Origin of the sequence: Mycolicibacter arupensis (assembly GCF_002086515.1) — a bacterium.
Taxonomy (GTDB): Bacteria; Actinomycetota; Actinomycetes; order Mycobacteriales; family Mycobacteriaceae; genus Mycobacterium; species Mycobacterium arupense.
In genome coordinates, this window is record NZ_MVHH01000013.1 from 14,413 (window position 1) to 32,937 (window position 18,525).

The following is an 18,525-nucleotide window of genomic DNA, read 5'->3' on the forward strand; positions in this document are numbered from 1 at the left end:
CGCGAACTTGAGGAGTCGAAGTGGCCGGTACCGAGCTGGAGCGCCACACCGAGGTTGACCCTGTCGAGGTGCCGTCTGCGGCGTGGGGCTGGAGCGCGATCAACTACCGCACCTGGCACATCGTCGGCTTCGTCATCGTCGGGTTCCTGCTGCTCATGCTGCGCGGCAACCACATCGGCCACGTGGAGGACTACTTCCTGCTGGGCTTCGCCGCACTGACGCTGTTCATCGTGGTTCGCGACATCATCGGCCGCAACCGCGGCTGGTTGCGCTAGCTGTTCTCCGCGGCCAGCTGGCCGCACGCCGCCGCGATCTCCCGCCCGCGGGTGTCGCGCACTGTGCATTCCACCCCTTGGGCACGGACCCTGCGCACGAACTCCCGCTCCACCGGCTTCGGACTGGCGTCCCATTCGCTTCCGGGAGTGGGATTGAGCGGTATCAGGTTCACGTGCACCAGCTGCCCTAACGCTTGGTGCAGCTTGCGGCCCAACAAGTCTGCCCGCCAGGGCTGGTCGTTGACGTCACGGATCAATGCGTACTCCACCGAGACGCGCCGGCCCGTCTGATCCGCGTAGTAACGCGCGGCATCGAGGACCTCGCTCACCTTCCACCGATTGTTGACCGGCACCAAGGTGTCGCGCAGCTCGTCGTCGGGAGTGTGCAGTGACAGCGCCAGGGTCACCCCGAGTCGCTCGTCGGCCAGCTTGCGGATCGCCGGCGCCAGCCCGACCGTCGACACCGTCACCGATCGCGCCGAGATCCCGAATCCGTTCGGTGGCGCCTCGGTGATCCGCCGCACCGCCGCCACCACGCGGGCGTAGTTGGCGAGCGGCTCTCCCATGCCCATGAACACGATGTTGGACAGCCGGTCGCCGGCGGGCCGGGTTGCGCCCTTTTCCCGCAACGCCACGGCCGCGGCCCGCACCTGCTCGAGAATCTCGGCGGTAGACAGGTTGCGGGTGAGACCGGCCTGGCCGGTCGCACAGAACGGGCACGCCATGCCGCACCCGGCCTGCGAGGAGATACACACGGTGTTGCGGCGCGGGTAGCGCATCAGCACCGACTCGAACTTCGTCTGGTCGTGGGCACGCCACAACGTTTTGCGGGTCTCCCCGACGTCGCATTCGATCTCGCTGGCCGCAGTCAGCAGCGTGGGGAACAGCGCTTCTGCCACCGTCGAACGCACCGCGCCGGGCAGGTCGGTCATCTGTAGCGGGTCGGCGATGAGCCGGCCGTAATACTGCTGGGCGAGTTGATTGGCCCGAAAGGCCGGCAGTCCCAGATCCGCGACGGCCGCTGCCCGGCCGGCTGCATCCAGGTCAGCCAGATGGCGCGGCGGAAGGGCTCGTTTGGGTGCGGTGAACACCAACTGTTGCGTCATGATCGGTTCCAGTATGCCGGTGAATCAGGGCAGAACTGTCAAGACGATCCAGGTCACCACGGCCGAGGGCAGCAGCGCGTCGAGCCGGTCCATGATCCCGCCGTGGCCCGGCAGCAGCCGGCCCATGTCCTTGATCCCAAGATCGCGTTTGACCTGGGACTCGATCAGGTCGCCGAAAACCCCGGTGAGTACGAGCAATAGCCCCAGCGGAAGGCCCACCCACCAGGGCCGATCAAGAAACATCGTCACCGCGAACACCGCCGCGGCGACACCGAGAACCAGCGACCCGGCGAGACCCTCCCAGGATTTCTTCGGGCTGATCGCTGGCGCCATCGGATGCTTGCCGAACAACACACCGACGGCGTACCCGCCGATATCGGAGAAGACCACCGGCAACAGCAGGCACATCACGCGTCCGGGACCGTTATCGCGAAAGACCAGCAATGCGGCAAAGCTCATGCACAGGGGCACCCAGACCGCGATCAGGATCATCGCCGACATGTCGCGCAGGTAGTTGACCGGCGCGTGGTTCAGGCCCTGGCCCACCAGGCGCCACATCATGGAGATCACCACCGTGGCACCGAACGCGCCCAGCACTCCCCTGGCCCCGAACGGCAGTGACAGCCACAGCATCGCCTGGCCGCCCAGCGCCAGCGGAATGAACGGCACGTCGTAGCCGACTTCCCGTAGCCGCCGGGTGATCTCATGGGTGGCAACCGGGGCGGCCACCGCCAGAATCAGAACCCAGAAACGCGGCGCGAACAGCAGCGTGTAGACCAACGTTGCGCTCAGGACGACGCCCACAGCGATGGCCGCGGGAAGGTTGCGTCCGGCGCGCGACTGTTTCGGCTGTGCATTCACGGCGTCGACGCCGGTGTCATGGGGTGCCACGGGGGTGCCTACTGGACGGCCGCTAGACCTCCAGCAGCTCGCCTTCTTTGTGCTTGACCAGCTCGTCGATCTGAGTCACGAATTGCTGGGTCGATTTGTCCAGGTCCTTCTCGGCCCGGCCGACCTCGTCCTCGCCGGCGTCTCCGTCTTTGCGGATGCGGTGCAACTCCTCCATGGCTTTGCGGCGGATGTTGCGCACCGAAACCTTGGCGTCCTCGCCCTTGGCCTTGGCCTGTTTGACCAGCTCTTTGCGTCGTTCCTCGGTCAGCTGCGGCACCGAAACCCGGATCAGCGAGCCGTCATTGCTGGGGTTGAGGCCCAGATCGGAATTGCGGATCGCGGTTTCAATGGCCCCCAGCGATGAGGCTTCGTAGGGCTTGATGACCACCATCCGCGCCTCGGGCACATTGATGCTGCACAGCTGGGTGATCGGGGTGGTCGATCCGTAGTAGTCGATGACGATCCGGGAGAACATGCCCGGGTTGGCGCGACCGGTGCGAATGGTCGCGAGATCATCACGGGCCACCGACACGGCCTTTTCCATTTTCTCTTCGGCATCGAAGAGAGCCTCGTCGATCATCTGCCCCGCTCCTCGCTATCGCTTCGCTGCTGCACCGCGCCGATCAGCTGGTGACCAGTGTCCCGATCTTCTCACCCGCGACCGCCCGCGCGATATTTCCGTCGGTCAACAGGTTGAACACCAGGATCGGCATGCCATTGTCCATGCACAGGCTGAACGCGGTGGCATCGGCTACCTTGAGCCCCTGATCGATCACCTGACGATGGGTGATCGTGGTGAGCAGTTCGGCGTCCGGGTGGACGCGGGGATCCGCGGTGAAGATGCCGTCGACGGCTTTGGCCATCAGGACCACCTGAGCGCCGATCTCCAGGGCGCGCTGCGCGGCCGTGGTGTCGGTGGAGAAATACGGCAGTCCCATGCCGGCACCGAAGATCACCACCCGGCCTTTCTCCAGGTGCCGCTGCGCCCGCAGCGGGATGTAGGGCTCGGCGACCTGCCCCATGGTGATCGCGGTCTGCACCCGGGTGTCGATGCCTTCCTTCTCCAGGAAGTCCTGCAGCGCAAGGCTGTTCATCACTGTTCCGAGCATGCCCATGTAGTCCGAGCGCATCCGCTCCATGCCACGCTGTTGCAGCTGCGCACCGCGGAAAAAGTTCCCGCCGCCGATCACAACCGCCACCTGCACCCCGTCGCGGACCACTTCGGCGATCTGGCGGGCCACCTGGGCGACCACGTCGGGGTCGAGGCCGACCTGGCCGCCACCGAACATCTCTCCACCGAGCTTCAGCAAGACCCGGGAGTAAGGAGGCCGACCCGGCCGGGCTCCGTCGGTAGTCGTCGGCTCCGTCATCAGGCTCCTCCGGGCTGCGCGCACATGACAACGCCATCGCGGGAATGGTCCGCGACGGCATTGTCATCCTGCACTACCGGGGCGGTCAAACGCAGCCCGGGGTCAATGGGCCTTCGCATCCCCGATTCGGAAGCACCCACAGCAACTCCACAAGATATGAAGATATTTTCAATTGATGCTTTCGTTGCTAGGGTCTGACGGGTGCCGAACTCGCTGCATCAGGTCAAAGCCGAGTTCTTCAAGACGCTCGGGCACCCCGCCAGGATCCGGATCCTGGAACTGCTCGCCGAGCGCGACCACACCGTCGGTGAGCTGCTTCCCGAGATCGGTCTGGAGGCATCGAACCTGTCCCAACAACTCGGCGTCCTGCGCCGGGCGGGCGTCGTGACGGCGACCAAGGACGGCAGCACGGTGGTCTACTCCATCGCCTCGCCGGTGATCACCGAACTGCTAGCCGTGGCGCGCAAGGCGTTGACCGGCCTGCTCAACGACCAGGTGGCCATCCTCGATGACCTGCGGGCGCGGCAATGAGCTGGCTCACCAGGATCCTCGGGCTGGGCCGTGTCACCGAACCTGCCGGCACCCTGCCACCGGCCGCCACCGATCAGCCGACCGGTGTGGCGGGGTCGTTGCAGATCCGCCACGTCGACGCCGGTTCCTGCAATGGCTGTGAGATCGAGATCTCCGGGGCGTTCGGACCGGTCTACGACGCCGAGCGGTTCGGCGCCCGGCTGGTGGCCTCGCCGCGGCACGCCGACGCCCTCCTGGTCACCGGTGTGGTCACCCGCAACATGGCCGAACCGCTGCGCAACACCCTGGAGGCCACCCCACAGCCCCGCACGGTGATCGCCTGCGGAGACTGCGCACTCAACCGCGGAGTGTTCACGCAGGCATACGGGGCGGTCGGCGCAGTCGGCGAGATCGTCCCGGTCGACGTCGAGATCCCCGGCTGTCCGCCCACGCCCGAGACGATTCTCGCTGCGTTGCGCTCGGTGACCGGCAGGTGAGCGCCCTGGAGATCGCTGCGCCCGAGACATCGCACCGGCGGGGGGTGGCAGCGACCCTCAGCGGTGCCGCCACAGCCGGGATCGGCGCGGCCGGCGCCGGCCTGGGCCTGACCGGCGTGTTCGGCACACTCCCTGCGATCCGTATCGACTGGCTCGTTCCCTTGCTGGGCGTGGTGCTGCGCGTCGACCCGCTCGGCGGGTTCTTCATGGTGCTGACCGGAACGGTGGCCGTGGCGGCCGGTCTGTACTGGATCGGCTATGCACGTCACGAGCGATACGGAGCGGTTCCCCTACTGGCACTGCCACTGTTCGTCGCCACCCTGCTGGCGGTCCCGGCAGCGGGCTCGGTGACCACGTTTCTGCTCACCTGGGAACTGATGGCGCTCACGTCACTGGTGCTGGTGCTCACCGAGCAGCAGCGCAGCGAAGTTCGGGCCGCCGCGCTGATCTATGCGGTGATGACCCAACTGGGCTTTGTGACACTGCTGCTGGGACTGGTGGTGTTGGCAGCCCACGCCGGCGATGAGCTTTCCACCCTCGGCGGGCTGTCCGACGGGGTACGCAACACGGTGTTCGTCTTGACCCTGATCGGGTTCGGATCCAAAGCCGGCCTGCTCCCGCTGCATGCGTGGCTGCCCAGGGCACATCCCGAGGCACCGAGCCCCGTCTCGGCGTTGCTCAGTGCCGCCATGGTCAATCTCGGCGTCTACGGAATCATCCGCGTGGACGTGCAACTGCTCGGTCCGGGCCCACGGTGGTGGGCGTTGACTCTGCTGATCGCCGGTGGCGCGTCGGCGATGTACGGCGTGCTGCAAGCCTCGGTGGCAACCGATCTCAAACGGCTGCTTGCGTATTCGACGACGGAGAACATCGGCCTGATCACCCTGGCCCTCGGTGCTGCCATGCTGTTGACGGGCGCCGGCTCACCCGACGCCGCGGCGGTCGCCGCGGTGGCGGCGTTGCTGCACCTGTTCGCCCACAGCGCGTTCAAGAGCCTCGGCTTCCTGGCTGCCGGTTCGGTGCTGGCCGCCACCGGCCTGCGCGACCTGGATCGGCTCGGCGGCCTGGCCCGCCGGATGCCGGGCACCACCGCACTATTCGGCATCGCCGCGCTCGGAGCGGCGGGCCTACCGCTGGGGGCCGGTTTCGTCAGCGAGTGGCTGCTCATCCAGTCGCTGATGCACGCCCGCGCCGACCACGACGTCACGGTCACCCTGGTGACGCCGCTGGCCGTGGCCGGAGTCGCGTTGACTGCCGGATTGGGGGTTGCCGCCATGGTCAAGGCTTTCGGAATCGGGTTCCTCGCCCGCCCCCGCAGCGACGCCGCCGCGACAGCCCGCGAAGCCCCCGCCGCGATGCTTGCCGGCATGGGGCTGGCCGCGCTGGCCTGCATGGTGCTGGCCGTCGCGCCGGGCACCATGGGCCCGCTGCTGCACCGGGTGCTCGATTCACTGCCGGTGTCCGGTCCCGTACCCGAACTCGGTGTGTATCTGCGCATTCCGGGCCTCGACGCATCGATGTCACCCGGCTTGCTGGCCGCCGCCCTGGCCGCCGCCGTCGTGGTGGTGCTGATGGGTTATCGCTGGCGGGCGCGGCAGCGCCCGAGCGCCGCGGTGGTGCCGCTGTGGGCCTGCGGCGCGGACGACCTGAGCCCACGGATGCAGTACACCGCGACGTCGTTCGCCCAACCGCTCCAACAGGTCTTCGACGACGTCTTGCGCACCGACACCGCCGTCGAGGTCACCCGCCAAGCCGCGTCGAGCTACTACGTGGAGCGGATCGACTACCGCGCGCGCGTCGCGGACGTGGTCGAGGACCGCTGGTACGCCCCGATAGTGCAGGCGGTGGCCGGTGCCGCGCAGCTGGTGCGCCGCGCCCACACCGGCAGCGTGCACCTCTACCTGGCCTACGGCGCCGTCGGCGTGCTGATAGCGATGGTGGTGGCCCGATGAACGCGGTGCTCCTGCTGGCGGGATTCGTACAGGTTGTGGGCGTGATCATCGGCGCCCCCCTGGTCATCGGGCTGATGCGCCAGGTGCGGGCCCGCGCCGAAGGCCGTGTGGGTGCCGGCATCGGGCAGCCCTGGCGCGACATCCGCAAGCTGTTGGGCAAGCAGAACCTCAAGCCCCGCGGCACCACCTGGGTGTTCGCCGCGGCCCCGGCCGTTCTCGCGGCCACCACGTTGGTCATCGTCGCCGCCGCTCCCCTGGTGGCCACCGGATCGCCGCTGGACCCGGTGGCCGACCTGATCACCGTCGTGGGCCTGCTGTTTCTGGGCACCGTGGCCCTCACCCTGGCCGGTATCGACACCGCTACGGCTTTCGGCGGGATGGGTGCGAGCCGCGAGATCACCATCGCAGCACTGGTGGAGCCGACCATCCTGGTCGCCGTGTTCGCACTGTCGATCCCAGCCAACTCCGCCAATCTGGGCGCGATCGTCAGCACCACCAGCCAGCACCCCGGCCAGGTTGTCTCGCTCGCCAGCGCGTTGGCGTTCGTCGCGCTGGTCATTGTGATCGTCGCCGAGACCGGCCGGCTACCGGTCGACAACCCGTCCACCCACCTGGAGCTGACGATGGTGCACGAGGCGATGGTGCTCGAATACGCCGGCCCGAAGCTGGCGCTGGTGGAATGGGCCGGCGGTATGCGGCTGACCGTGCTGCTGGCCCTGCTGGCGAACCTGTTCGCTCCGTGGGGCATCGCCGGCACAGATCCCGGTCTGTTGGACGTGGTCATCGGCACCACCGCGATCGGCCTCAAGGTGGCCCTCCTGGCCGCCGCGATGGCCACGGCCGAGGTGTTCCTGGCCAAGCTGCGCCTGTTCCGGGTGCCCGAACTGCTGGCGGGATCCTTCGTCCTAGCCCTGCTCGCGGTGACCGCGGCGAACTTCTTCACGGGGGCGGGCGCGTGAACTACGTCAACTTGCTGGATCTGGCTGCCGGCGGCGTCTTGCTGGCCGCGGTGCTGGCCGTCTGGCACCGCGATCTATCCGTGGTCGTGCGCCGGCTGCTGGTTGCCCAAGGCGTTGCGCTGGCCGCTATCCCGGTGATTCGTGGTCTGCACGACCATGACCGGGCCCTGCTCGCGGTCGGCCTCGGGGTGCTGACGGTGCGTGCCGTGCTGCTGCCGTGGCTGTTGAACCGAGCGTTGGGGGCTGAGCGGCAAGAACGCCGCGAATCCGCTCCCCTGGTCAGCACCACCGCATCGCTGCTGATGGTCACCGCGCTGGTGGTCACGGCATTCACCATCGCCCAGCCCGTGATCGCGCTGGCCCCCAGCACCGCCACCAATGCCGCACCGGCCGCCCTTGCAACCGTGCTGATCGCACTGTTCATCATGGCGACGCGCCGCCACGCGATCTCGCAGGTGGTCGGGTTGTTGATGCTGGACAACGGGATCGCCGCGACCGCGTTCCTGCTGACCGCCGGTGTACCGCTGATCGTCGAGCTTGGGGCCTCCCTGGACGTGCTGTTCGTGTTGATCGTGCTCGGGGTCCTCACCGGACAGCTACGCAAGGCTTTCGGCGGCGTCGACCTGGATCTGCTGCGGGAGTTGCGCGACTGATGACACCACTGATTCTGCTTCCACTGCTGGCGCCGGCTATGGCGTCGGCGTGTTCGGTGGTTCTCGGCGGGCGACGGTTGAGTGCTGCCGTCACGTTGATGGCCGCGCTGACCATCCTGGGGTGCGGGGTTGCTCTGGGCTTTCAGCTCGGCGACCACGCACAGCTGGCACTGAACGGTCTGCTGCGTGCCGACGCGCTCTCGGCCACCATGCTGATCGTGATCGGTGTGGTCGGCAGCCTGGCAACATGGGCGAGCATCGGCTACATCGATGCCGAACTGGCACAAGGACACACCGACGAACGCGGCGCCCGCCTGTACGCCATCCTGACTCCAGCGTTCCTGGCCGCCATGGCTCTTGCCGTCTCGGCCAACAACATCGGCGTCGTGTGGATTGCGGTCGAAGCCACCACCGTGGTGACCGCGTTCCTGGTCGGGCACCGCCGCAGCCGGGCCGCCCTGGAGGCCACCTGGAAATACGTCATGGTGTGCTCGGTGGGCATCACCATCGCCTTCCTGGGGACGGTGTTGTTGCACTTTGCCGCATTGCACGCCGGTGCCGGCAGCGAGGACGCATTGGATCTCGATGTGCTGGCTGCCCATGCCGGTGGACTCGACCCCGCGGTGACCAGGTTGGCCGGCGCGCTGCTGCTGATCGGCTATGGCGCCAAGATGGGGCTGGCGCCCTTCCACACCTGGCTCGCGGACGCCCACAGTCAGGCCCCGGCGCCGGTCTCGGCGCTGATGAGCGGGGTATTGCTGTCCGTCGCGTTCTCGGTGCTCATCCGGATCAAGCCGATCATCGACGTGGCGGTGGGTCCGGAGTTCCTCAGGGCGGCACTGTTGGCCGCCGGGTTGACCACGCTGGTGATCGCGGCGCTGTTGCTCACCGTCACCGGTGATCTCAAGCGCATGCTGGCCTACTCCTCGATGGAAACCATGGGCCTGATCGCCGTCGCTGCGGCGGCCGGAACCCAGCTGGCGATCGCGGCACTCCTGCTGCACGTCACGGCTCACGGTGTCGGCAAGACGGTGCTGTTCCTGGCCGGCGGCCAGCTGCAGGCCGCCCACGGCACGACGACCATCCGCGAGATAACCGCGGTCCTGGGCAGGTCACGGCTGATCGGCGGCGCGTTTGCGGCCGGCATGGTGGTTCTGCTTGGCCTGCCGCCGTTCGCGATGTTCGCCAGCGAGGTGGTCATAGCGATCTCGCTGGCTGACGCGCGGCTGTCGTGGGCGCTCGGCGTCGCGCTGGTGGCGCTGGTGGTGGCGTTCGCCGCACTGCTGCGCAACTCCGGTCGGATACTGCTGGGCACCCCGAGTCCCGACAGCCCCGCTATCGGCGTGCCGATGACGGTTGCGGGCGCCCTGATCGCCGGCGTTGCGCTGTCGCTGGCCCTGGGCATCACCGCTGGTCCGCTGTCGAATCTGTTCTCCGCCGCAGCAAGCCAACTCGGAGTCCGCTGATGAGCCCGATCACCCATGCCCAGCAGATCACCGAGGCCGAACTCATCGGGACGGTCACGGGCCTGCTCACCGAGGGGTTCCGGTTGGCTCTGGTCGCCGCCCACGACGACGGCGACAGTCTGCGAGTGGTGTACCTGTTCGTGGCGGGCCATCCAGACCGCCGCACCGAGCTGACGCTGACGGTTCCGGCGGACAACCCGACGATCCCGTCCTTGGCCGGATTGTCTTTCCAGGCGGGCAGATTCGAGCGCGAAATACTCGACCTCTACGGGATCACCCCGGTCGGCCACCCGCAGCCACGCCGCCTGGTGCGGCACGCACATTGGCCTCAGGACTGGCACCCGATGCGCAACGATGCCGGCGCCCCCGGCGAATTCATTGCGACCGAACATTTTCCGTTCCTTTCCGTGGACGGCACCGGGGTGTACGAGATTCCCGTCGGACCGGTGCACGCCGGCCTGATCGAGCCCGGTCACTTCCGGTTCTCGGTGGTCGGCGAATCGATCCTGCGACTCAAGGCGCGGCTATGGTTCGTGCACCGCGGCGTCGAACGACTGTTTCAGGGCCGCGATGCTGCAGCAGCAGTCGATCTCGCCGAACGAATCAGCGGCGACACCTCCGCCGGGCACGCGCTCGCCCACAGCCTGGCCGTCGAAGAAGCCCTGGGGGTCGAGCTGGAAGAACCAGTTCATCGGCTGCGCGCGTTACTGATCGAGCTGGAGCGCCTGTACAACCACGCCGCCGACCTGGGCGCGCTGGCCAACGATGTGGGCTTCGGACTGGCCAACGCACACGCCCAGCGGGTCCGCGAACTTGTGTTGCGCATCAATGCGCAGGTGACCGGCCATCGGCTGCTGCGAGGGGCGATCAGCCCCGGCGGCGTTGCGCTGCAAGCACTCCCCGACGCCGATCGATTGCAGGAGCTCGCTGATGACGTCGCGGAGATCGCCGAACTGACATTGGGAAACTCGGTGATCTACGACCGGTTCGCCGGCACCTCCGTTCTCCACCGCGACGACGCCGTCGCGATGGGCACCCTGGGCTATGTCGCTCGGGCCAGCGGAATCGTCACCGATGCCCGGCTCGATCACCCCACCGTGGACCTCCCGATCACCGAGGTGACCGCGACCGCTGGTGACGTGCTCGCGCGCTACACCGTTCGCCGCGATGAGTTCGCGGCCTCGGTAGCCCTGTGTCGCAACATCATCGACGGCCACCACGGACCGCTGGAGGTCCGCACTCAGCTTCCCGCGCCGGCCTCGCCATGTCGTGGGGTGGGCATCGTGGAGGGCTGGCGGGGCGCCATTGTGCACCGCGTCGAGATAGCGGGCGGCGGCATGATCAGCCGCGCCAAGATCGTCGATCCGTCGTGGTTCAACTGGCCGGCCCTGCCGGTCGCGATGGCAGAAACCATCGTGCCGGACTTTCCCCTGACGAATAAGAGCTTCAACCTGTCCTATGCGGGAAACGACCTATAGCTGCTTGCCGCAGACACCTTGTATGTCAGGATGTTTGACATGGGTGATGTGGACGGCGCTCCGCTGGGTTATTTGCTGTATCGGGTCAGCTCGGCACTGCGCCCCCAGGTGACCGCGGTACTGGGACCGCTGGGACTGACCTTGCCCGAATTCGTCTGCATGAGGGTCCTCTCGCTGCGACCGGGGCTGTCCAGCGCGGAGTTGGCCCGCCATGCCGGCGTCACCCCGCAGGCCATGAACACGGTATTGCACCGGTTGGAGAGCCGCGGTGCGGTGAGCCGCCCGGATACGGTGCCCTCAGGGCGCGCATTGCCAGCGACATTGACCGCGCCAGGCCGAGACCTGCTGAGCCAAGCAGAGGAGGCAGTGCGCATTGCCGACGGGCGCGTGTTGGCTGCGCTGAGCGCCGCCGAGCAGCACCGGTTACGGCAGATGTTGGAACGAATCGGCGCGGAATGACCGCTCGGGCAAGCGCACCGAACCGTTAGGCCCGCCCGGGGATCGTCGGCCAGGGCTTGGCGGCCTCAAGCTCGTAGGCCAGTTCCAGCAACCGGGCGTCGCGCCCCAGCGGCGCACTGAACATCATGCCGACCGGCAACCCGGCCGCAGACTCGGCCAAGGGCAACGAGATCGCCGGTTCGCCGGTCGCGTTCTGCAGCGGAGTGAACGTCACCCAGCCCATCAGCCGGTCGATGATCTGCTCGTAGTCGGCGGTGGGGTCCAGGTAGCCCACCCGAGGAGTCTCCTGCGCCAGCGTGGGCGTGAGGACGACGTCGTAATCGCCGTACAACCGCGAAGTGTGCCGGCGGCGAGCGGCCGCCAGGCGGGCGATCGCCAACGGCAGCCGGTGCAGGTTGCGGGTGGCGTGGCGATCCAGCCCCAGGGTGAGATTGTCCAACCGGCTGCGGTCGAAGGTGGGACCGAACATCCGCCGCCCGCCCCTGACCAAGGCGGTCGCCAGAAACGCCCAGTACAGCAGGAAGTCGTCGGCGAAGTGCTCCGGTACCGGCGGTGCGTCGAGGTATTCGACCCGATGGCCCAGTTCCTCCAGCAGCGCCGCGGTCTTCCAGGTCAGTTCGCGCATCTCCGCCGAGGTCTCCCGCGCGATCGACTGGGTGACCACTGCCACCCGCAGGCGCTGGGTACCGGGCGCGCGAACATCACCGATCGGCGGCAGCTTCTTGTTCCGCGAAATCCGTTCCACCTCTGCATAAAAAGCTGCGGTGTCACGTACGGAGCGGGTGACCACCCCGTTGAAGACGATCCGCACCGGCATGGCTCGAAGGTCCTTGTCCAGCGGAAGCCGGCCCCGCGACGGCTTCAGACCGACCAGCCCGTTGCAGGCCGCGGGGATGCGGATGGACCCGCCGCCGTCGTTGGCGTGCGCGATCGGGACCGCCCCGGCGGCGACGAAAGCCGCCGATCCCGACGACGATGCCCCCGCCGTGTAGTCGGTGTTCCAGGGATTGCGCACCGCACCGATCCGCGGGTGCTCCGCGGCGGCACTGAATCCGAATTCGCTCAACTGCGTCTTGCCCAGCGCGATCAGCCCCGTACTGAGATACAGGCGGGCGAAATCGCCGTCGGCGGCAGCCGCGTGTGGCAGCCAGGCATCGGTGCCCTGCATGGTCGGCATCCCAGCTACGTCGACGTTGTCCTTGACGAACGTCGGGATCCCCTGGAAGAAGCCGGAAGACCCCGGCCGCCCGCTCTGCTGGGCCGCCTCGCGGGCGCGATCGAAGGCCCGGTAGGCCACGCCGTTCAGCTGAGGGTTGACCGCCTCGGTGCGCGCGATCGCAGCGTCGACAAGCTCGGATGCCGAAACCTCACCGGATCGGAGTCGTTCAACCAGACCCACGGTGTCCGAATCACCGAGTGCGTCATTACCGAATGCGTGCACATGTTGCATTCCGGTCACACTAGCCGACGGCACATGCGGTTCCCTACCGACTCGGCCCAAACGAAAATCACCGCCTGCGCCCCATTACGGGGCGCCGACGGTGACGTTCGTACGACGGAGAATCAGGCCTGGCCGACCTCGAACCGCACAAAGCGGGTCACGGTCACACCGGCCTCGTCCAGCAGCGCCTTGACAGTCTTCTTGGAGTCAGACACCGACGACTGGTCGAGCAGCACGACATCCTTGAAGAAGCCGGTGACCCGACCCTCGACGATCTTGGGCAGGGCGGCCTCGGGCTTGCCCTCCTCCTTGGCCGTCTCCTCGGCGATGCGACGCTCGTTGGCCACCAGGTCCGCGGGAACGTCATCCCGGGTCAGGTACTTGGCCTTGAGCGCAGCGATCTGCAGCGCCACCGCGTGCGCAGCATCGCGGTCCGAGCCGGTGTACTCCACCAGCACGCCCACCGCCGGCGGCAGGTCGGAGGCCCGCTTGTGCAGGTAGGTCTCCACGGTGCCGTCGAAGTAGGCGACGCGGCGCAGTTCCAGCTTCTCGCCGATCTTGGCCGACAGCGCCTCGATCGCCTCGCCGACGGTGCGGTCGCCGGACTTGGCGGCCTTGAGCACCTCGACATCGGAGGTCTTTGCCTCCGCGGCGGCCGCGACGACCTCGTCGGCCAGGGCCTTGAATTCGTCGTTCTTGGCGACGAAGTCGGTCTCGGAGTTCAGCTCGACCAGCGCGCCGTCCTTGGCGACGACCAGGCCTTCGGCGGTGGCACGCTCGGCGCGCTTGCCGACGTCCTTGGCGCCCTTGATGCGCAGCACCTCGACGGCCTTGTCGAAGTCGCCGTCACTCTCAGCCAGCGCGTTCTTGCAGTCCATCATGCCGGAGCCGGTGAGTTCCCGAAGCCGCTTGACGTCGGCAGCGGTGTAGTTCGCCACTGTTGTGTGCCTTTCCTACGATGCGTCGGTGGTGGTTTCGGCGCCGGTGGCGGCGTCGGGTGCAGTGGCGGTGGCTCCCGCCAGCAGCTCCTGCTCCCACTCGGCCAGCGGCTCAACCGCTTCGGCCTGCGCCTTGCCCTCGCCATTGCCCTGACCCGCGCGAGCCTGAAGGCCGTCGGCCACTGCGGCGGCGATAACCTTGGTCAACAGCGCCGCCGAGCGGATCGCGTCGTCGTTGCCCGGGATGGGGTAGTCGACCAGGTCGGGGTCGCAGTTGGTGTCCAGGATCGCGATGATCGGGATGTTCAGCTTGCGAGCCTCTGCGACCGCCAGGTGCTCCTTGTTGGTGTCGACGACCCAGATGGCCGACGGCACCTTGGCCATGTCGCGGATACCGCCGAGGCTGCGCTCGAGCTTGTTCTTCTCGCGGGTCAGCATCAAGATTTCTTTCTTGGTGCGTCCCTCGAAGCCACCGGTCTGCTCCATGGCCTCCAGCTCCTTCATCCGCTGAAGGCGCTTGTGCACGGTGGAGAAGTTGGTGAGCATGCCGCCGAGCCAGCGCTGGTTCACGTACGGCATCCCCACCCGGGTTGCCTCGGCCGCGACCGACTCTTGCGCCTGCTTCTTGGTACCGACGAACATGATGGACCCGCCGTGCGCGACGGTTTCCTTGACGAATTCGTACGCCTTGTCGATGAACGTCAGCGTCTGCTGCAAGTCGATGATGTAGATGCCGTTGCGGTCGGTGAAGATGAACCGCTTCATCTTGGGATTCCAACGACGGGTCTGATGCCCGAAGTGGGCGCCGCTGTCGAGCAGCTGCTTCATGGTCACGACGGCCATGGCTATACCCAGCTTTCTTAGTGTCGGTTGTCGCCCGGCGTCGGGTGAGGCCGGGCCCTGGTGGCTGCTGAGATGCCGGACCCCTGTCGGGGACCATCCGGCATCCGGTTGTGGTGCAGACACGCGAAGTCAGTCCGCGTAAGCGAACTGCGGAAATGAGTTTACACGCTTCGAGCGGGTGGTTTGTCCACAGCAGTGACTGGCCGGATTCGTGGACTTCGATGTGCACTGAACACATGCGTGGCATCACGTTATTGCTGGTCGGAGGGCTCCTCTTGGCCGCACCTGCGCGCGGCGACTCGGCTCGGCTGGATTGGCCGCTGCGGCCGCACCCTGCGGTGGTGCGGCGGTTCGACGCCCCGCGTCCCGATTGGCTGCGGGGCCACCGGGGCGTGGACCTGGCTGGTGAACCGGGCCAGCCGGTGTATGCCGCGGGGGCGGCAACGGTGGTGTTCGCCGGGCGCGCCGGCGGGCAACCGGTGGTGTCGCTGGCTCATCCCGGCGGACTGCGCACCAGTTACCAGCCGGTGTCCGCAGCAGTGCGAATCGGACAGTTGGTGGCCGGCGGAGCGGTGATCGGAACCTTGGAGCCGGGCCATCCGGGCTGCGCTACCTGCCTGCACTGGGGCGCGATGTGGGGGCCTGCGTCGCGCGCCGACTATGTCGATCCGCTGGGACTGCTCGCGTCGACGCCGATCCGCCTCAAGCCACTGACGCCCTGAAAGCCGCTAGGGCGCCGGTAGGCGGCGCAGAAAATCCACGACCGCGGCGATCACCGCGTCAGGCTGGTCACGTTGAACCCAATGACCAGCGCCAGCAACGACTTTCAGTTCAGCATTCGGCATTCGTGCAGCAGCGGCGCGGGCGCGTGAAAGGGGTACGCCGACGTCCCGATCACCATGGATGATCAGCGCCGGCCGCGGGAAGTCAGCCAGCCGCGGCGTGTAATCGGTCTTCAGCCTGTTCCACAACAACTCGTCGCGCTGCCATTGCTCGAAGGCGGTGAAGCCGGGATTGTGCGCTGCGGCAAGCACTTCCGAGATCAGTTCGGGGGTGCGTCTCGCCGGGTCACGAATCAGCGATGTGAGGCTCCAGGCCAACATCGTGGGGTTGGTCGCCATCCAGCGGGTGGCGCTGTCCAGCAGCCCGGTGCGTTGCATCGCCCAGGCCAGCGTGTGCCGGCCGCCGGCCAGCCGCGGCATCAGCCCGTAGCTGTCCAACAGCAACGCCGCAGCGACCCGTTCCGGTCGCTCCAACGTATGGCCGATCGACAGTCCCCCACCCAGCGACAGGCCGCCGATCACGTAGTGGTCCAGACCGAGCGCGTCGACGAGCTCCCCGACGTAGGCCACCAGCCGTTGCTGGGTCACCCGCCACGACGGCAAGGGGCTTTCGCCGCAGCCGGGATGGTCAGGAGCGATCACACGGAAGCCGCATGTGGCCAGCCGTGGGCCCACGTCCCCCCAGGACAGCTCGGCGCTGTCGGTACCGCCACCATGCAGCAGCACCACCGTGCGGGTCGCGTCAGCCGGGTGAAAGTCGAGGTAAGACACCCGGCCGCAGGGCAAATTCAGCGTTGATCGCATCATCACGCCCGGGGGTGTGCCTGGTCGTGGACGGCGCGCAACCGGGCGACCGTCACATGGGTGTAGAGCTGAGTGGTGGCCAGGCTGGAGTGCCCGAGCAGCTCCTGAACGATCCGCAGGTCGGCCCCGCCCTCCAACAGGTGGGTCGCCGCTGTGTGGCGCAGCCCGTGCGGTCCCATGTCCGGCGCTCCCCCGACCGCGGCGACGGTCTGGTGCACCACGGTGCGGGCCTGACGTGGGTCGAGGCGGCCACCGCGAGCGCCGAGCAGCAGCGCCGGGCCCGACTCCGCCGTCATCACCCGGGGGCGTCCGCGGGCGAGCCAGGCCTGCAGCGCCTCGGCGGCCGGCTCTCCAAATGGAACGGTCCGTTGTTTGTTGCCCTTGCCCACCACGCGGAGCACCCGCCTTGAGCTGTCCACGTCGTCGAGGTCAAGGCCGCACAGTTCACTGACACGAACGGCGGTGGCGTAGAGCAGTTCGGCAATCAGCCTGTCTCGCAACGCGAGGGGATCGTCCTGCTGGGCACCGGATTTGGCAGCGGTCATCGCTTGGTGCGCCTGGTCTCGACGCAGCACCGCCGGCAACGTCCGGCGAGCCTTGGGCAGTTGCAGACGGGCACCGGGATCGGAGTCCAGTAGTCCGCGCCGAGCGGCCCAGGCCGTAAAGGTCTTGATCGTCGATGTGCGGCGCGCCAGGGTGCTGCGCGCTGCACCTGAGCGGGCCTGCTCCGCCAGCCAGCTGCGCAGCACCGGCAGCGTCAGGCCGTCGAGGCCGGTATGTCCCTGCTTGGCAAGGAATCCGAACAGCGACCGCAGGTCGCCGAGGTAGGCGCGCCGGGTGTGGTCGGATCGGCCCCGTTCCAAAGCCAGGTGCTCGTCGAAATCGTCGAGAATCGCCTCCACATCGAACACAGTCTCAGACCGCACCCGGCGGAGCTCAGCTGACGCGCCGCAGCGCTTCGGGGGTGAGATCAAGCCGTGATGGATAGCCGTCGACCGCCATGATCAGGTCCGCCTCCGCCAACAATGAGCGCAGCACGTGCACGATCCCCGCCGTTCCGCCCAGGGCCAGTCCATACGCATAGGGTCGCCCGATACCCACCGCCGTCGCGCCCAGCGCGAGCGCCTTGATGATGTCGGCGCCGGTGCGGATGCCCGAATCGAAGAGCACCGGCATCCCGTCGGCGGCGGCCACCACATCGGGCAGGCAGTCCAGGGCCGGCAGTCCACCGTTGGCCTGGCGCCCGCCGTGGGTGGAGCAGTAGATGCCATCGACACCCCCGTCTCGGGCGCGCCGGACGTCGTCGGGGTGGCAGATCCCCTTGACGATCAACGGCAGATCCGTCAGTGACCGCAGCCACGGAAGGTCATCCCAGGTCAGCGGGTTCCCGAAAGTCTGTATCCAGGACAAGATGGCCGCTTGCGGGTTCTCCTCGGGTGCCTGTGCCAGGCTGGCCCGAAACACCGGGTCCGAAAAATAGTTGGACAGGCAGTGCCCGCGCAGTTGCGGGAAGTTCGACGTAGACAGATCGCGCGGGCGCCAGCCCGGAACCCAGGTGTCCAGGGTGACGACGATGGCCTTGTAGCCCGCCGATTCGGCGCGCTGCACCAGGCTGGCGGCCAGCTCACGGTCCTTGGGCGTGTACAGCTGAAAAAGGCCGGGGGTGCCGCCGAATTCGGCGGCCACGTCTTCGAGCGGGTCCGCCGTGAGAGTGGACACCATCATGGGCACCCCGGTGGCCGCGGCGGCGCGGGCGCTGGCCAGGTCGCCGTGTCCATCCTGGGCGCAGATCCCGATGACACCGATCGGGGCCATGAAGATCGGTGAGGGCAGCCGCATACCGAACAGGTCGATCGACAGGTCACGCTCGGCCGCGCCGACGAACATCCTTGGGATCAGACCCCACCCGTCGAACGCGGTGACGTTGATCCGCTGGGTGCGCTCGTCGCCGGCACCACCGGCCACATAGGACCACACCGAGGGCGACAGCGCCGCAGCGGCTTTGGCCTCCAGCTCGGTGTAGGTCATCGGGAAGGTCGGCAGCACCCCTGCCAGACCCTGCAGATAGATCTCGAACTGATAATCCCCGAATGCCATGACT

The 18,525-nt window shown here is 67.6% G+C and carries 20 protein-coding genes; 10 read left to right on the forward strand and 10 right to left on the reverse strand.

Annotation, left to right across the window (positions count from 1 at the left end; genetic code table 11):
• The first annotated feature begins 20 nt into the window (after nucleotides 1–20).
• The gene (locus tag BST15_RS08655; protein WP_046188519.1) at nucleotides 21–275 is read left to right on the forward strand and encodes a DUF2631 domain-containing protein; all 255 of its coding nucleotides are present in this window, start codon (nucleotides 21–23) and stop codon (nucleotides 273–275) included.
• Here BST15_RS08655 and rlmN read toward each other — a convergent pair.
• From rlmN to pyrH, 4 genes are read right to left on the reverse strand one after another with little or no spacing between them, the layout of a single operon-like run.
• Nucleotides 272–1,381: a dual-specificity RNA methyltransferase RlmN gene (gene rlmN, locus BST15_RS08660; protein WP_046188520.1), complete on the reverse strand. Its 1,110-nt coding sequence runs from the start codon at nucleotides 1,379–1,381 to the stop codon at nucleotides 272–274. The genes BST15_RS08655 and rlmN overlap by 4 nt on opposite strands.
• Before the next feature lie 24 nt (nucleotides 1,382–1,405).
• Nucleotides 1,406–2,272 (reverse strand): phosphatidate cytidylyltransferase, encoded by an 867-nt coding sequence (locus BST15_RS08665; RefSeq protein WP_046188521.1) that lies wholly within the window; start codon nucleotides 2,270–2,272, stop codon nucleotides 1,406–1,408.
• 22 nt (nucleotides 2,273–2,294) lie between these two features.
• Nucleotides 2,295–2,852 carry a ribosome recycling factor gene (gene frr / locus BST15_RS08670; protein ID WP_046188522.1) on the reverse strand — a complete coding sequence of 186 codons (558 nt, stop codon included), beginning with the start codon at nucleotides 2,850–2,852 and terminating at the stop codon, nucleotides 2,295–2,297.
• Nucleotides 2,853–2,895: 43 nt separating this feature from the next.
• Nucleotides 2,896–3,642 carry a UMP kinase gene (gene pyrH, locus BST15_RS08675; protein ID WP_046188523.1) on the reverse strand — a complete coding sequence of 249 codons (747 nt, stop codon included), beginning with the start codon at nucleotides 3,640–3,642 and terminating at the stop codon, nucleotides 2,896–2,898.
• A gap of 201 nt (nucleotides 3,643–3,843) precedes the next feature.
• Here pyrH and BST15_RS08680 point away from each other — a divergent pair, with 201 nt between their 5' ends.
• From BST15_RS08680 to BST15_RS08715, 8 genes are read left to right on the forward strand one after another with little or no spacing between them, the layout of a single operon-like run.
• Entirely contained in the window at nucleotides 3,844–4,173 is a 330-nt protein-coding gene (locus tag BST15_RS08680; RefSeq protein ID WP_046188524.1) for an ArsR/SmtB family transcription factor, read from the forward strand.
• Nucleotides 4,170–4,649 (forward strand): NADH-quinone oxidoreductase subunit B family protein, encoded by a 480-nt coding sequence (locus BST15_RS08685; protein WP_046188525.1) that lies wholly within the window; start codon nucleotides 4,170–4,172, stop codon nucleotides 4,647–4,649. The genes BST15_RS08680 and BST15_RS08685 overlap by 4 nt, the downstream gene beginning before the upstream one ends.
• Nucleotides 4,646–6,601: a proton-conducting transporter transmembrane domain-containing protein gene (locus tag BST15_RS08690; protein WP_083070898.1), complete on the forward strand. Its 1,956-nt coding sequence runs from the start codon at nucleotides 4,646–4,648 to the stop codon at nucleotides 6,599–6,601. The genes BST15_RS08685 and BST15_RS08690 overlap by 4 nt, the downstream gene beginning before the upstream one ends.
• Entirely contained in the window at nucleotides 6,598–7,560 is a 963-nt protein-coding gene (locus BST15_RS08695) for a respiratory chain complex I subunit 1 family protein (RefSeq protein ID WP_046188526.1), read from the forward strand. Before BST15_RS08690 ends, BST15_RS08695 begins: the two co-directional genes overlap by 4 nt.
• A complete protein-coding gene (locus BST15_RS08700) occupies nucleotides 7,557–8,213 on the forward strand; it encodes a hypothetical protein (RefSeq protein WP_046188527.1) in 657 nt (218 codons plus the stop codon). Before BST15_RS08695 ends, BST15_RS08700 begins: the two co-directional genes overlap by 4 nt.
• Nucleotides 8,213–9,679: a proton-conducting transporter transmembrane domain-containing protein gene (locus BST15_RS08705; RefSeq protein WP_046188528.1), complete on the forward strand. Its 1,467-nt coding sequence runs from the start codon at nucleotides 8,213–8,215 to the stop codon at nucleotides 9,677–9,679. The genes BST15_RS08700 and BST15_RS08705 overlap by 1 nt, the downstream gene beginning before the upstream one ends.
• The gene (locus BST15_RS08710) at nucleotides 9,679–11,157 is read left to right on the forward strand and encodes a hydrogenase large subunit (protein ID WP_046188529.1); all 1,479 of its coding nucleotides are present in this window, start codon (nucleotides 9,679–9,681) and stop codon (nucleotides 11,155–11,157) included. Before BST15_RS08705 ends, BST15_RS08710 begins: the two co-directional genes overlap by 1 nt.
• A 39-nt stretch (nucleotides 11,158–11,196) precedes the next feature.
• Complete coding sequence (locus BST15_RS08715) at nucleotides 11,197–11,616, forward strand: MarR family winged helix-turn-helix transcriptional regulator (RefSeq protein WP_046188530.1); 420 nt, start codon at nucleotides 11,197–11,199, stop codon at nucleotides 11,614–11,616.
• A 25-nt stretch (nucleotides 11,617–11,641) separates the two neighbouring features.
• On the opposite strand, the gene BST15_RS08720 is transcribed toward BST15_RS08715, so the two are convergent.
• The 3 genes from BST15_RS08720 to rpsB all read right to left on the reverse strand — a co-directional run bounded on the left by BST15_RS08720 (nucleotide 11,642) and on the right by rpsB (nucleotide 14,838).
• A complete protein-coding gene (locus BST15_RS08720; protein ID WP_046188555.1) occupies nucleotides 11,642–13,066 on the reverse strand; it encodes an amidase in 1,425 nt (474 codons plus the stop codon).
• Between the two features lie 113 nt (nucleotides 13,067–13,179).
• Nucleotides 13,180–13,995, reverse strand: coding sequence for a translation elongation factor Ts (tsf, locus tag BST15_RS08725; RefSeq protein WP_046188531.1), 816 nt, complete (start codon nucleotides 13,993–13,995; stop codon nucleotides 13,180–13,182).
• A gap of 15 nt (nucleotides 13,996–14,010) precedes the next feature.
• The gene (gene rpsB / locus BST15_RS08730; RefSeq protein ID WP_046188532.1) at nucleotides 14,011–14,838 is read right to left on the reverse strand and encodes a 30S ribosomal protein S2; all 828 of its coding nucleotides are present in this window, start codon (nucleotides 14,836–14,838) and stop codon (nucleotides 14,011–14,013) included.
• Between the two features lie 236 nt (nucleotides 14,839–15,074).
• Between rpsB and BST15_RS08735 the strand changes: the two genes are divergently transcribed.
• Entirely contained in the window at nucleotides 15,075–15,560 is a 486-nt protein-coding gene (locus BST15_RS08735) for a M23 family metallopeptidase (protein WP_046188533.1), read from the forward strand.
• 6 nt (nucleotides 15,561–15,566) lie between these two features.
• Here BST15_RS08735 and BST15_RS08740 read toward each other — a convergent pair whose 3' ends face one another.
• From BST15_RS08740 to BST15_RS08750, 3 genes are read right to left on the reverse strand one after another with little or no spacing between them, the layout of a single operon-like run.
• The gene (locus tag BST15_RS08740) at nucleotides 15,567–16,391 is read right to left on the reverse strand and encodes an alpha/beta fold hydrolase (protein WP_234708234.1); all 825 of its coding nucleotides are present in this window, start codon (nucleotides 16,389–16,391) and stop codon (nucleotides 15,567–15,569) included.
• A gap of 35 nt (nucleotides 16,392–16,426) precedes the next feature.
• Entirely contained in the window at nucleotides 16,427–17,326 is a 900-nt protein-coding gene (locus tag BST15_RS08745) for a tyrosine recombinase XerC (protein ID WP_046188556.1), read from the reverse strand.
• Nucleotides 17,327–17,360: 34 nt separating this feature from the next.
• A complete protein-coding gene (locus BST15_RS08750; protein ID WP_046188535.1) occupies nucleotides 17,361–18,521 on the reverse strand; it encodes an alpha-hydroxy-acid oxidizing protein in 1,161 nt (386 codons plus the stop codon).
• Nucleotides 18,522–18,525: the final 4 nt, after the last annotated feature.